We start from the raw sequence: 11,554 nt of genomic DNA, 5'->3' as shown, positions 1-11,554 counted from the left end.
AAATTGTTTCGCATTTACACGCGATAAACAGTGAGCGCACTTAGCCCTCACCTTCTATTTGTTTAATCTTCTTATAATAACACAACATATCAGCATTGAAAAGTCAACACCTCGAATATTGTACCACAAATTAAATATAGTGACAAGTAGCCTCGCTCGAATACTGATTAAACAATTTCAATCGTGAGCTAGCTGGCAGTGACTTATATCAAGAAAATAATGAAGCCATTGTTCCTCTGTTCAATTACTTAGTGTTTGAAATTATGTTTTGGACATTTATAAAAACATCTTTAACATCATCTTCACCATTTACAGTGTACAACACATTACGTTCTTTATAAAAGTCTAATAGAGGTTCGGTCAACTCTAAGTTGACACTAATACGATTTTCAACTGTTTCAGGTTTGTCGTCTTCTCTTTGATAGAATTCATGTCCACCACATCGATCACAAGTTCCTTCAACCACTGGTGGTTTATTGATTTTATGATACGTTGCGCCACATGAACGACAAATGATCCGTCCAGTCAAACGTTGCATTAAAATATCTTTGTTAACACTGATGTAAACAACAGCATCTAACTTTTTGTTTAGATCTATTAAAATTTCTTCCAAAGCTTGCGCTTGGTTAAGCGTTCTAGGAAAGCCATCTAATAAAAATCCATTTTCAGTATCTGCTTCAGCCAAACGTTCTTTTACAATCCCGTTTGTAACTTCATCAGGTACTAAATCGCCTTTATCCATATAAGTTTTAGCTTCTAGTCCTAAGGCAGTTTCATTTTTGATAGCAGCACGGAACATATCCCCTGTTGAAATGTGTGGCACATTGTATGTGTCAACAATTTGTTCAGCTTGTGTTCCTTTACCTGCACCAGGAAGACCCATTAAAATGAGATTCAAGATTATTCCTCCTTAAATGTAAGAATGAGTGCCGAGGATAATCCTCAACACTTTCTTCTTATTGTATAAAGCCTTGGTAACTTTTTTTAGACATTTGGCCTTCAAGTTGTCTCATAAGTTCTAAAGCAACACCAACTACGATAAGTAGGCTGGTACCACCTAGAGAAACAGATTGAGGTAAGTTCCAAACGTTTGACGCAAGTATTGGTAGTAATGCGATAACCCCTAGGTAAACCGCTCCGACAGTACTCAAACGCGTTAACGTGTTTGAAATAAAATCTTGAGTGGGTTTTCCAGGACGCACACTAGGAATATATCCGCCTTGTTTTTGTAAATTCTCAGCAACTTTTTCTGGGTTCACTTGGATAAATGCATAGAAATAAGTAAAGACTACAATTAAAACAGTATAAAGAACTGCTCCGATTGGTTCTTGCAAATTAAAAATCTTGTTTAAAATGATAAACCATTGTGCATCTGCATTCGTAGCACTAAAGAATCCTAAGATTGTTTGTGGTGTCATAATAAATGAACTTGCAAAAATTACTGGAATTACACCAGCTGAATTTACTTTTAACGGCAAGTGAGTATCCTGACCTGAGCCAGCTGAGCGTTTTGAGTATTGAACAGGAATTTTTCTTTTTGCATTTTCAACGTAAACGACTGTTACAATAATTGCTACAAAAGCAATGGCAATTAGAAGTGAGAAGAATAAAGCTTGCGCCATTTGATCTCCAGCATTTCGTATTTGCGAATTGTAAAAATCCCATAAATCAGAAGGTACACGAGCAACGATACCTGAGAAGATAATCATTGAAGTCCCGTTTCCAAATCCCTTAACTGTGATTTGTTCCCCTAGCCACATAACCAACATTGTACCAGCAGTAAACATGATAGCAATCATAAGGTAAGTATTCGTTCCTGGATTGATAATCAATCCTTGGTTCGTGCCAGCATTAAACCCATAAGAGATACCGATTGCTTGAACAAACGCCAAACCAATCGTTAAGTATCTAGTAACTTGATTTAATTTTCTGCGGCCTACTTCACCTTGTTTTGCCCATTCAGCAAACTTCGGAATAATATCCATTTGTAACAGTTGAACAACAATTGAGGCAGTGATATATGGTGATACGCCTAGTGCAAAAATAGAAAATCTGTCTAATGCTCCCCCACCAATTGTATTTAACAAGCTAAACAATGAACTATTTGAGGATAGATCTTGTAAAGCTGCCGCATTGACACCAGGAACCGTTATATGAGTTCCTAGTCTAAATACGATTAAAATACCTAAAGTGAAGATAATTCTACTTCGAATGTCCTTTGCTTTAAAGGATTCTATAAGCAGTTTGATCATTAGATCACCTCAACTGAACCGCCAGCAGCTTCAATTGCTTCTTTAGCTGCTTGGGAGAATTTGCTTGCTTGAACAGTAAGTTTACGTTCAACTTGACCATTACCCAAAACTTTAATCCCTGATTTTTCAGATTTAATGACTTTAGTTTCTATTAACAATGCTGGTGTTACTACTGTACCATCTTCGAAACGGTTCAAAGTATCAAGATTAACAATAGCAAACTCTTTACGATTAATATTCGTAAATCCACGTTTTGGAACACGACGGAATAATGGAGTTTGTCCACCTTCAAATCCTAAACGTACGCCACCACCTGAACGTGAGTTTTGTCCTTTTTGACCTCGACCTGATGTTTTACCGTTACCTGATGAAGTCCCACGTCCAACGCGGTTACGCACTTTACGAGATCCTTCTGCGGGTTGTAATTCATGAAGTTTCATATAGATTAGGCACCTCCTTCAATTAAAGTTTACTTACTTGTTTCTATACTTCTTTAACGTCAACTAAATGTGAGATTGTTTTTACCATACCAGTGATAGCTTCATTGGCAGGTTTAACTACAGTGCTATTGATTTTTCTTAATCCAAGAGCTGTAACTGTATCTCTTTGGTTTTGAGGACGTCCGATAACGCTACGTTTTAAAGTAATTTCTAAATTAGCCATTTCTTAATGTCCTCCTTATCCTATAATTTCTTCGACAGTTTTTCCACGAAGTTTTGCAACTTCTTCAACGCGTTTTAATTGTAATAAGCCCTCAACGGTAGCACGGATCATGTTGATCGGTGTGCTTGAACCTAATGATTTGCTTGTTACGTCTGCAACTCCAGCTAATTCCAATACGGCACGTACTGGACCACCAGCAGAAACCCCAGAACCGGCAACAGCAGGTTTAATTAAAATGTTACCGCCGCTATAACGACCGATAACTGCGTGAGGAATCGTAGTATCTACCATAGGTACTTCAATAAGATTCTTTTTAGCATCTTCAATTGCTTTGCGGATAGCTTCTGGTACTTCTTGTGCTTTACCAGTACCGAAACCTACGTGTCCGTTTTTATCTCCGACAACAACGATAGCAGCAAAACGTAGACGACGTCCACCTTTAACAACTTTAGTTACGCGGTTGATTGAAACGACACGATCTTCTAATTCCAAATGTGTTGGATCGATGTAAACCATGTGTGGTATTCCTCCTTTTTTTAAAATTCTAGTCCATTTTCGCGAGCAGCTTCAGCTAAAGCTTGAACACGGCCATGGTAAAGGTATCCACCACGGTCAAAGACTACTTCTTTAATACCTTTTTCAACAGCTAATTTAGCGATAGCTGAACCAACAGCTGAAGCTTGTGCTGATTTTGTTTCGCCTGAAACTTCTTTATCTAATGAAGATGCACTTGCTAGCGTCACACCCGCTACGTCATCAATTACTTGAGCGTAGATGTTTTTATTAGAACGGAACACGTTTAAGCGTGGGCACTCTGCAGTACCAGAAATCTTAGAACGTACACGACCATGTCTTTTCAGACGTAGTTTGTTTTTGTCTGGTTTTGTAATCACAATTGTCACCTCTTTAATTTAATGGTTGAATCTTAGGCAGCCAGGCTATTATTTACCTGTTTTACCTTCTTTACGACGTACAACTTCGTCAGAATAACGAATTCCTTTACCTTTATAAGGTTCAGGTGGACGTACGCTACGAATGTTAGCAGCTAAAGCGCCAACTTTCTCTTTGTTCATTCCTTTAACAACTACTTTAGTATTTGCAGGAACTTCAATGTTAAGACCATCTTCTGCAGTAAATTCTACAGGATGAGAGTAACCAACGTTCAATACAAGTTTACTACCTTGTAATTGTGCACGGTACCCTACACCAATTAATTCTAAAGTTTTTTCAAAACCAACAGTTACACCAACAATCATGTTGTTTAAGTTAGCACGCATTGTGCCATGTAGTGCACGATTTGCTTTCAAGTCATTTGGACGAGAAAAGTTAATTTCGTTGCCTTCTACATTCATTGTGATAACTGGGCTGAAAGAACGACTCAATTCACCTTTTGGTCCCTTAACGGTAACGATATCCTCATTACGAGTAACCGTTACACCTTCAGGGATAGTGATTGTTTTATTACCGATACGGCTCACAGCAATACACCTCCTTGATTATTATTACTTATTACCAAACGTAAGCGATTATTTCGCCACCAATATTTTTTGCTCTTGCTTCTTTATCTGTGATGACACCTTCAGAAGTTGATACGATCGCAATACCAAGTCCGTTAAGAACTTTAGGTACTTCGCCAGCTTTAGCGTATACACGCAAACCTGGTTTAGAGATACGTTTCAATCCTGTGATAACACGTTCGTTGTCTTTTCCGTATTTTAAGAAAACGCGGATAACGCCTTGTTTGTCATCTTCCATGTATTCAACATCTTTAATGAAACCTTCACGTTTCAAGATGTTAGCAATGTCTTTTTTAATTTTTGAAGCAGGTGCTTCTAATTGTTCGTGACGTGCTTGGTTAGCATTACGTACACGAGTTAGAAAATCTGCAATCGGATCTGTCATGACCATTGAATTTAGCCTCCTTTATGCGAGTATCGTATTACCAGCTTGCTTTTTTCATGCCTGGAATTTGTCCTTTATAGGCAAGTTCACGGACGCAAATACGGCAAAGTTTAAATTTGCGGTAAACTGAATGTGGGCGTCCACAGCGTTCACAACGAGTATATGCTTGAGTTGAGAACTTAGCAGGGCGTTTGTTTTTAGCAATTAGTGATTTTTTAGCCACGTAGTTCGCCTCCTATTATTATTTTTGGAATGGCATTCCAAGTTGTGTTAAAAGTTCACGAGATTCTTCGTCTGTATTAGCAGTAGTTACAATAACAATGTCCATTCCGCGAGTTTTGTCTACTTTATCGTAGTCAACTTCAGGGAAGATTAATTGTTCTTTAACTCCTAATGTGTAGTTTCCGCGTCCGTCAAAAGCTTTATTGCTTATGCCGTGGAAATCACGTACACGAGGAAGTGAAACAGAAACCAATTTGTCTAGGAAATCGTACATTCTGTCTCCACGTAATGTTACTTTAGTACCAATTGGCATACCTTCACGTAAACGGAAGCCAGCGATTGATTTTTTAGCTTTAGTGATCAATGGTTTTTGACCAGAGATTACTGTTAATTCTTCAACAGCTTTATCTAAGTTTTTAGCATTTGATACAGCATCACCCACACCCATGTTGATAACGATTTTATCTACTTGAGGTGTTTGCATAATTGATTTGTAACCAAATTTTTCTACCATTGATGGTGTTACTTCTTTGATATACTTTTCTTTAAGGCGGTTCATGAAGTTCATACCTCCTTCCTTATCTATTATTTATCTAAAACTTCACCGGTTTTTTTAGAAATACGTACTTTTTTACCGTCTTCTACTTTAAAGCCAACACGAGTTGGTTCGCCAGTTGAAGCGTCTATAAGCATAACATTTGAAACGTGTATAGGGGCTTCCATTTCAATGATTCCACCTTGTGGATTCGCTGAATTAGGTTTTTGATGTTTTTTCATAACATTAACGCCTTCTACGATTACACGATCTTTTTTAGGAAAAGCTTTTAATACAACAGCTTCAGTTCCTTTGTCTTTGCCAGTAATAACTTTTACTTTATCACCTGTTTTAATGTACATGTCTTTCACGCACCTCCTTTGTGGATGGTAATTAATTAAAGAACTTCTGGAGCAAGTGAAACGATCTTCATGAAGTTGTTGTCACGTAATTCGCGAGCAACTGGTCCAAAGATACGAGTTCCACGTGGGCTCTTATCGTCACGAATGATTACACATGCATTTTCATCAAATTTAATGTATGAACCATCTGCACGGCGAGCTCCTGATTTAGTACGAACGATAACTGCACGAACGACTTCACCTTTTTTGACAACGCCACCTGGTGTTGCTTGTTTTACAGTACAAACAATAACATCACCAATATTAGCAGTTTTACGGCCAGATCCGCCTAATACTTTAATAGTTAAGACTTCACGAGCTCCTGAGTTATCTGCAACTCTCAAACGACTTTCTGTTTGGATCACGGTTGTATCCTCCTTCCAGATTTGGAAACTAAGTTATTTGTTGTTCATCTTAAACGGTAACAGATTCTTCAACAACTTCTACTAAACGGAAATGTTTTGTAGATGATAATGGGCGAGTTTCCATAATTTTTACGATATCGCCAATTTTGGCAACATTGTTTTCATCATGTGCTTTATATTTTTTAGAGTATTTAATACGTTTACCGTAACGGCTATGTTTCTTTTGCGTTTCGATTACGACAACAATCGTTTTATCCATTTTGTCTGAAACAACACGGCCTTGGTAGACTTTACGTTGATTACGTTCTTCACTCATCGTTTGGTGACCTCCTTTGACAATCAACTATTTTTGTAATTCAGCTTGACGTAACGCAGTTTTAATGCGTGCAATCGATTTGCGAACTTCACTTAAGCGAGCAGTATTTTCTAATTGGCCAGTAGCTAACTGGAATCTTAGATTGAATAACTCTTCTTTAAATGTTTTTTCTTTTTCAACCATTTCAGCAGTGGTTAACCCTTTAAGTTCATTAGCTTTCATTCGATTCACCACCAATTTCTTTACGTTTTACAATCTTAGTTTTAACAGGTAATTTGTGAGAAGCTAGGCGAAGTGCTTCACGAGCAACCTCTTCTGAAACTCCATCAACTTCAAACATGATTTTACCACGTTTAACAGGTGCAACCCAACCTTCAGGTGCTCCTTTACCAGAACCCATACGAACTCCAATTGCTTTAGACGTATATGATTTATGAGGGAAGATTTTAATCCATACTTTCCCACCACGTTTCATGTAACGTGTCATTGCAATACGAGCTGCTTCAATCTGACGGTTTGTGATCCATTTTGACTCTACGGCTTGTAAACCCCATTCACCAAAAGTTACTTCTTTCCCACCTTTAGCTTCACCGCGCATTTTACCTCTAAATTCACGACGGAATTTTACACGTTTAGGTACTAACATGATTATTTCCCTCCTTTCTCAATGTTCTTTTTTGTAGGAAGAACTTCTCCACGGTAGATCCAAACTTTGATGCCTAGTTTACCGTAAGTTGTAGCTGCTTCTTCCCATGCGTAGTCGATATCGGCACGCAATGTGTGAAGTGGAACAGTTCCTTCTGAATGTGTTTCGCTACGAGCGATATCTGCACCGTTTAAACGACCAGAAACCATTGTTTTAATACCTTTAGCTCCAGCACGCATTGTGCGTTGGATAGCTTGTTTTTGAGCACGACGGAAAGCAACACGGCTTTCAAGTTGGCGAGCAATTCCTTCACCGACTAATTTAGCGTCTAAGTCAGGGCGTTTGATTTCAACGATGTTGATGTGAACTCGTTTGCCTGTTAAATCGTTTAATTTTTTACGTAATGCGTCAACTTCAGAACCACCTTTACCAATAACCATTCCTGGTTTAGCAGTATGAACTGAAACGTTAACACGATTAGCAGCACGTTCGATTTCTACTTTAGAAACTGAAGCGTCGCTTAATTTTTTTGCAATGTATTCGCGGATAGCGATATCTTCGTGTAAATAGTTTGCGAAATCTTTTTCTGCATACCATTTAGAATCCCAATCGCGGATGATACCTACACGTAAGCCTGTTGGATTAATTTTTTGACCCACAGATTATCCCTCCTTCTTTTCAGATACCACTACTGTAATGTGGCTTGTGCGTTTCAAGATTGGTGCAGCTGATCCTTTTGCACGTGGACGGAAACGTTTCATCGTTGGTCCTTCGTTAACATAAGCTTCGCTTACTACCAAGTTTTCTACGTCTAAATCGTAGTTATGTTCTGCGTTAGCAATAGCTGACATCAAAACTTTTTCGATTGCTGGTGAAGCACCACGTGGAGTGAATTTCAAAATTGAAATTGCTTCTCCAATGCTTTTCCCTCTAATAAGATCGACAACTAAACGAACTTTACGAGCTGCAATACGAACAGTTTTGGCAGTTGCTTTCGCTTCTGTAATTTGTTCTGGCATATCGAGTTATCCTCCTCTCAAAATTAACGTTTAGTTTTTTTATCATCCGCAGTATGACCGCGGTATGTTCTTGTTGGTGCAAATTCACCTAATTTGTGTCCGACCATGTCTTCTTGAATATAAACTGGTACATGTTTGCGTCCATCATAGACAGCGATTGTGTAACCAATGAAACTTGGGAAAATTGTTGAACGACGTGACCAAGTTTTAACGACAGTTTTCTTTTCGCTTTCAGCCAGTACATTCATTTTTTTCATTAAGTGTTCATCGACAAATGGTCCTTTTTTAAGACTACGACCCATGGGTGAACCTCCTTCCATTCCTTAGGAAAGTTGGAAAATCAACTAACCTGAATTTATTTTGTTTTACGACGACGTGTGATAAATTTATTAGATTGAGCTTTTTTATTACGTGTTTTCAATCCAAGAGCAGGTTTACCCCATGGAGTCATTGGACCAGCGTGTCCGATTGGAGCTTTACCTTCACCACCACCGTGTGGGTGATCGTTCGGGTTCATTACAGATCCACGAACAGTTGGGCGTTTGCCTAACCAACGAGAACGTCCGGCTTTACCAATGTTAATCAATTCATGTTGTTCATTACCAACTGAACCGATTGTTGCACGACAAGTTCCTAAAATCAAACGAACTTCACCTGAGTTTAAGCGGATCATTACGTATTTGCCTTCTTTACCTAACACTTGCGCGCTAGTTCCAGCTGAACGAACTAATTGTCCACCTTTACCAGGTTTCATTTCGATGTTATGGATTACAGTACCAGCAGGAATGTTTTGTAATAGAAGAGCATTACCTGTTTTAATATCTACTGTTTCTCCTGAAACGATTTGTTGTCCTACTTGAATTCCTTTAGGTGCAATGATGTATGTTTTAACACCATCAGTGTATTGTACTAATGCAATATTTGCAGTACGATTTGGATCATATTCAATCGTTTTAATGATCCCAACGATACCGTCTTTATTACGTTTAAAGTCGATTACACGGTAATTACGTTTATGTCCGCCACCACGGTGACGTACCATGATTTTACCAGCATTATTACGACCGGCTTTTCTTCTGTTTGGTTCTAACAATGTCTTTTCAGGCGTTGTTGAAGTGATTTCTGCGAAATCAGAACCAGTCATATTACGACGGCCGTTTGTGGTAGGTTTGTACTTTTTAATTCCCACGTGTTTTCCCTCCCGGTGTTTATTTTACAGCTTTAATTAAGCTTCAAATAATTCAATTTCTTTTGATTCAGTTGTTAAAGTTACGATTGCTTTACGACGTTTTTTAGTGTATCCAGTATGTTTACCCATACGTTTTAATTTTCCACGTACGTTCATGATGTTTACGTTTGAAACTTTTACGTCAAAAATTTCTTCAATCGCTTGTTTTACTTGAGTTTTGTTTGCGCGAACATCCACTTCGAAAGTGTATTTTTTGTTATCTTGAGCAGCCATTGCTGCTTCAGTGATAATTGGGCGCAAGATTACGTCACGTACATCCATTATTGAAGAACCTCCTCTAGCTTAGTTAGAGCAGTTTGTGTCAAAATCAATTTTTCATGCGCTACAACATCTAACACAGTAACGTTATCAAAAGCTACAACTTTAACTCCTGGAAGGTTACGAGCAGATAATGTTGCGAAATCATTGTCGTTTTCTACTACAATAAATGCTTTAGAATCAACGTTTAGATTTTTTAACACTTGTGCAAATTCTTTAGTTTTTGGTGCGTCAAAGTTCAATGCGTCAACAACGATTAAATCTCCACTTATTACTTTAGTAGAAAGAACAGATTTAATTGCTAAGCGACGAACTTTTTTTGGAAGTTTGTAGCTGTATGAACGTGGAGTTGGTCCGAAGACGATTCCACCACCGCGCCATTGTGGAGATCTGATTGACCCTTGACGAGCACGACCAGTTCCTTTTTGAGCCCACGGTTTACGTCCACCACCGCGTACTGCACTGCGGTTTTTTACTGAGTGATTTCCTTGTCTTAATGAAGCACGTTGCATGATGATTGCATCAAAAACAACATTTTCGTTTGGTTCAATACCGAAAATAGCGTCGTTTAAAGTAACTTCACCATTTTGAGTACCATCTTGTTTGTATAAGGCTACGTTTGGCATTCCTTTGTTCCTCCTCTCTTAATTTTTACTTAGCTTTTTGAAAAGCTGATTTAATTTGGATTAAGGATTTTTTAGACCCAGGTACATTCCCTTTAATAAGAAGTACATTTTTTTCAACGTCAACGCTAACGATTTCAAGGTTTTTGATCGTTACGCGATTTCCGCCCATACGACCTGGTAGTAATGTGCGTTTGAACACGCGGTTAGGATCTACAGGACCCATTGACCCTGGACGACGGTGGTGACGGGATCCGTGGGACATTGGTCCACGACTATGTCCGTGGCGTTTGATAACACCTTGGAATCCTTTACCTTTGGTAGTCCCCGTTACATTAACGATGTCTCCAACTGCGAAAGTATCAACTTTCACTTCTTGTCCTACTTCATATTCTCCAAGCACAACATCGTTAAATTCACGAATGAAGCGCTTAGGAGTAGCATTTGCTTTTGCTACATGACCCATTGCAGGTTTATTTGACAATACTTCACGTTTTTCTTGGTAACCCAATTGAACTGCTTCGTAACCATCCGTTTCCATTGTTTTAACTTGTAAAACAACGTTTGGAGTTGCTTCGATTACAGTTACTGGTATTAATTCACCTGATTCAGTAAAGACTTGCGTCATACCTACTTTTTTTCCTAAGATTCCTTTGGTCATGAGTACACCTCCATTATATTTTTTTTAATAAAATTAAAGCTTGATTTCGATATCTACGCCAGATGGTAGATCTAGTTTTGTTAAAGCATCAACAGTTTTTGCTGTTGGGTTAACGATATCAATCACACGTTTGTGTGTAAGCATTTCAAATTGTTCGCGAGAATCTTTATATTTGTGAGTCGCACGGATCACTGTATAAAGAGTTCTTTCTGTTGGCAATGGAATTGGACCAGATACACTAGCACCAGTTCTTTTTGCTGTTTCTACAATTTTTTCCGCTGATTGATCTAAGATACGATGTTCATATGCTTTTAAGCGGATACGAATCTTTTGTTTTGCCATTATTTTCCCTCCTTCGCCTATTCTTATAAATTAGACATTGCTCCACGAAAATTTCCGTCACACTCGCCGTGGCAAAGCGGCCGGTGTGTCGCACCTCTCG

At 38.5% G+C, this 11,554-nt stretch carries 23 protein-coding genes; all 23 read right to left on the bottom strand.

What is annotated here, in order from left to right:
* Positions 1 to 244: 244 nt before the first annotated feature.
* From CAT7_RS11340 to rpsJ, 23 genes are read right to left on the bottom strand one after another with little or no spacing between them, the layout of a single operon-like run.
* Positions 245 to 898 (bottom strand): adenylate kinase, encoded by a 654-nt coding sequence (locus tag CAT7_RS11340; protein WP_007725703.1) that lies wholly within the window; start codon positions 896 to 898, stop codon positions 245 to 247.
* 58 nt (positions 899 to 956) lie between these two features.
* Positions 957 to 2,252 (bottom strand): preprotein translocase subunit SecY, encoded by a 1,296-nt coding sequence (secY, locus tag CAT7_RS11335; RefSeq protein WP_007725702.1) that lies wholly within the window; start codon positions 2,250 to 2,252, stop codon positions 957 to 959.
* On the bottom strand, positions 2,252 to 2,692 hold the full coding sequence (rplO, locus tag CAT7_RS11330; RefSeq protein ID WP_007725701.1) for a 50S ribosomal protein L15: 441 nt from the start codon (positions 2,690 to 2,692) through the stop codon (positions 2,252 to 2,254). Before rplO ends, secY begins: the two co-directional genes overlap by 1 nt.
* Positions 2,693 to 2,735: 43 nt before the next feature.
* Positions 2,736 to 2,915, bottom strand: coding sequence for a 50S ribosomal protein L30 (gene rpmD, locus CAT7_RS11325; RefSeq protein ID WP_007725700.1), 180 nt, complete (start codon positions 2,913 to 2,915; stop codon positions 2,736 to 2,738).
* A 15-nt stretch (positions 2,916 to 2,930) separates the two neighbouring features.
* Positions 2,931 to 3,431 (bottom strand): 30S ribosomal protein S5, encoded by a 501-nt coding sequence (rpsE, locus tag CAT7_RS11320; RefSeq protein WP_007725699.1) that lies wholly within the window; start codon positions 3,429 to 3,431, stop codon positions 2,931 to 2,933.
* Positions 3,432 to 3,451: 20 nt separating this feature from the next.
* Complete coding sequence (gene rplR / locus CAT7_RS11315; RefSeq protein WP_007725698.1) at positions 3,452 to 3,808, bottom strand: 50S ribosomal protein L18; 357 nt, start codon at positions 3,806 to 3,808, stop codon at positions 3,452 to 3,454.
* Positions 3,809 to 3,856: 48 nt separating this feature from the next.
* Positions 3,857 to 4,393 (bottom strand): 50S ribosomal protein L6, encoded by a 537-nt coding sequence (rplF, locus tag CAT7_RS11310; RefSeq protein ID WP_007725697.1) that lies wholly within the window; start codon positions 4,391 to 4,393, stop codon positions 3,857 to 3,859.
* Between the two features lie 31 nt (positions 4,394 to 4,424).
* A complete protein-coding gene (gene rpsH, locus CAT7_RS11305; RefSeq protein WP_007725696.1) occupies positions 4,425 to 4,823 on the bottom strand; it encodes a 30S ribosomal protein S8 in 399 nt (132 codons plus the stop codon).
* A 31-nt stretch (positions 4,824 to 4,854) separates the two neighbouring features.
* Positions 4,855 to 5,040 carry a type Z 30S ribosomal protein S14 gene (locus CAT7_RS11300; protein WP_007725695.1) on the bottom strand — a complete coding sequence of 62 codons (186 nt, stop codon included), beginning with the start codon at positions 5,038 to 5,040 and terminating at the stop codon, positions 4,855 to 4,857.
* Between the two features lie 18 nt (positions 5,041 to 5,058).
* On the bottom strand, positions 5,059 to 5,598 hold the full coding sequence (gene rplE, locus CAT7_RS11295; RefSeq protein WP_007725694.1) for a 50S ribosomal protein L5: 540 nt from the start codon (positions 5,596 to 5,598) through the stop codon (positions 5,059 to 5,061).
* 26 nt (positions 5,599 to 5,624) lie between these two features.
* Positions 5,625 to 5,936 carry a 50S ribosomal protein L24 gene (rplX, locus tag CAT7_RS11290; RefSeq protein WP_007725693.1) on the bottom strand — a complete coding sequence of 104 codons (312 nt, stop codon included), beginning with the start codon at positions 5,934 to 5,936 and terminating at the stop codon, positions 5,625 to 5,627.
* A 35-nt stretch (positions 5,937 to 5,971) separates the two neighbouring features.
* The gene (gene rplN, locus CAT7_RS11285) at positions 5,972 to 6,340 is read right to left on the bottom strand and encodes a 50S ribosomal protein L14 (RefSeq protein WP_007725692.1); all 369 of its coding nucleotides are present in this window, start codon (positions 6,338 to 6,340) and stop codon (positions 5,972 to 5,974) included.
* A 49-nt stretch (positions 6,341 to 6,389) separates the two neighbouring features.
* The gene (rpsQ, locus tag CAT7_RS11280; RefSeq protein ID WP_007725691.1) at positions 6,390 to 6,656 is read right to left on the bottom strand and encodes a 30S ribosomal protein S17; all 267 of its coding nucleotides are present in this window, start codon (positions 6,654 to 6,656) and stop codon (positions 6,390 to 6,392) included.
* A gap of 27 nt (positions 6,657 to 6,683) precedes the next feature.
* Positions 6,684 to 6,878 (bottom strand): 50S ribosomal protein L29, encoded by a 195-nt coding sequence (gene rpmC, locus CAT7_RS11275; RefSeq protein ID WP_007725690.1) that lies wholly within the window; start codon positions 6,876 to 6,878, stop codon positions 6,684 to 6,686.
* On the bottom strand, positions 6,868 to 7,302 hold the full coding sequence (rplP, locus tag CAT7_RS11270) for a 50S ribosomal protein L16 (protein WP_007725689.1): 435 nt from the start codon (positions 7,300 to 7,302) through the stop codon (positions 6,868 to 6,870). The genes rpmC and rplP overlap by 11 nt, the downstream gene beginning before the upstream one ends.
* A gap of 2 nt (positions 7,303 to 7,304) precedes the next feature.
* Positions 7,305 to 7,961 (bottom strand): 30S ribosomal protein S3, encoded by a 657-nt coding sequence (rpsC, locus tag CAT7_RS11265; RefSeq protein ID WP_007725681.1) that lies wholly within the window; start codon positions 7,959 to 7,961, stop codon positions 7,305 to 7,307.
* 3 nt (positions 7,962 to 7,964) lie between these two features.
* Positions 7,965 to 8,321 (bottom strand): 50S ribosomal protein L22, encoded by a 357-nt coding sequence (gene rplV, locus CAT7_RS11260; RefSeq protein ID WP_007725679.1) that lies wholly within the window; start codon positions 8,319 to 8,321, stop codon positions 7,965 to 7,967.
* A gap of 23 nt (positions 8,322 to 8,344) precedes the next feature.
* Positions 8,345 to 8,623, bottom strand: coding sequence for a 30S ribosomal protein S19 (gene rpsS, locus CAT7_RS11255; protein WP_007725675.1), 279 nt, complete (start codon positions 8,621 to 8,623; stop codon positions 8,345 to 8,347).
* A 53-nt stretch (positions 8,624 to 8,676) separates the two neighbouring features.
* On the bottom strand, positions 8,677 to 9,510 hold the full coding sequence (gene rplB, locus CAT7_RS11250; protein ID WP_007725674.1) for a 50S ribosomal protein L2: 834 nt from the start codon (positions 9,508 to 9,510) through the stop codon (positions 8,677 to 8,679).
* 36 nt (positions 9,511 to 9,546) lie between these two features.
* Entirely contained in the window at positions 9,547 to 9,831 is a 285-nt protein-coding gene (gene rplW / locus CAT7_RS11245; RefSeq protein ID WP_007725672.1) for a 50S ribosomal protein L23, read from the bottom strand.
* Positions 9,831 to 10,454 carry a 50S ribosomal protein L4 gene (rplD, locus tag CAT7_RS11240; RefSeq protein WP_007725670.1) on the bottom strand — a complete coding sequence of 208 codons (624 nt, stop codon included), beginning with the start codon at positions 10,452 to 10,454 and terminating at the stop codon, positions 9,831 to 9,833. Before rplD ends, rplW begins: the two co-directional genes overlap by 1 nt.
* 25 nt (positions 10,455 to 10,479) lie before the next feature.
* A complete protein-coding gene (gene rplC, locus CAT7_RS11235; protein WP_007725669.1) occupies positions 10,480 to 11,112 on the bottom strand; it encodes a 50S ribosomal protein L3 in 633 nt (210 codons plus the stop codon).
* 33 nt (positions 11,113 to 11,145) lie between these two features.
* Entirely contained in the window at positions 11,146 to 11,454 is a 309-nt protein-coding gene (rpsJ, locus tag CAT7_RS11230; RefSeq protein WP_007725668.1) for a 30S ribosomal protein S10, read from the bottom strand.
* Positions 11,455 to 11,554 lie beyond the last annotated feature (100 nt).

This window comes from Carnobacterium sp. AT7, assembly GCF_000171855.1.
GTDB classification, from domain to species: Bacteria; Bacillota; Bacilli; order Lactobacillales; family Carnobacteriaceae; genus Carnobacterium_B; species Carnobacterium_B jeotgali.
The sequence above is the reverse complement of the archived record's forward strand: the minus strand, read 5'-3'. Positions and strand labels throughout refer to the sequence as shown.

What these genes read in the sequence shown, in the direction of transcription:
- rpsS (WP_007725675.1), bottom strand. Translation starts at nt 8,623, where the DNA reads ATGGGTCGTAGTCTTAAAAAAGGACCATTTGTCGATGAACACTTAATG.
- rpmD (WP_007725700.1), bottom strand. Translation starts at nt 2,915, where the DNA reads ATGGCTAATTTAGAAATTACTTTAAAACGTAGCGTTATCGGACGTCCT.
- rplO (WP_007725701.1), bottom strand. Translation starts at nt 2,692, where the DNA reads ATGAAACTTCATGAATTACAACCCGCAGAAGGATCTCGTAAAGTGCGT.
- rplE (WP_007725694.1), bottom strand. Translation starts at nt 5,598, where the DNA reads ATGAACCGCCTTAAAGAAAAGTATATCAAAGAAGTAACACCATCAATG.
- rplW (WP_007725672.1), bottom strand. Translation starts at nt 9,831, where the DNA reads ATGGATGTACGTGACGTAATCTTGCGCCCAATTATCACTGAAGCAGCA.
- rplD (WP_007725670.1), bottom strand. Translation starts at nt 10,454, where the DNA reads ATGCCAAACGTAGCCTTATACAAACAAGATGGTACTCAAAATGGTGAA.
- rpsH (WP_007725696.1), bottom strand. Translation starts at nt 4,823, where the DNA reads ATGGTCATGACAGATCCGATTGCAGATTTTCTAACTCGTGTACGTAAT.
- rplV (WP_007725679.1), bottom strand. Translation starts at nt 8,321, where the DNA reads ATGCCAGAACAAATTACAGAAGCGAAAGCAACTGCCAAAACTGTTCGT.
- rpmC (WP_007725690.1), bottom strand. Translation starts at nt 6,878, where the DNA reads ATGAAAGCTAATGAACTTAAAGGGTTAACCACTGCTGAAATGGTTGAA.
- rplX (WP_007725693.1), bottom strand. Translation starts at nt 5,936, where the DNA reads ATGTACATTAAAACAGGTGATAAAGTAAAAGTTATTACTGGCAAAGAC.
- rpsJ (WP_007725668.1), bottom strand. Translation starts at nt 11,454, where the DNA reads ATGGCAAAACAAAAGATTCGTATCCGCTTAAAAGCATATGAACATCGT.
- rplP (WP_007725689.1), bottom strand. Translation starts at nt 7,302, where the DNA reads ATGTTAGTACCTAAACGTGTAAAATTCCGTCGTGAATTTAGAGGTAAA.
- secY (WP_007725702.1), bottom strand. Translation starts at nt 2,252, where the DNA reads ATGATCAAACTGCTTATAGAATCCTTTAAAGCAAAGGACATTCGAAGT.
- rpsE (WP_007725699.1), bottom strand. Translation starts at nt 3,431, where the DNA reads ATGGTTTACATCGATCCAACACATTTGGAATTAGAAGATCGTGTCGTT.
- rplC (WP_007725669.1), bottom strand. Translation starts at nt 11,112, where the DNA reads ATGACCAAAGGAATCTTAGGAAAAAAAGTAGGTATGACGCAAGTCTTT.
- rpsQ (WP_007725691.1), bottom strand. Translation starts at nt 6,656, where the DNA reads ATGAGTGAAGAACGTAATCAACGTAAAGTCTACCAAGGCCGTGTTGTT.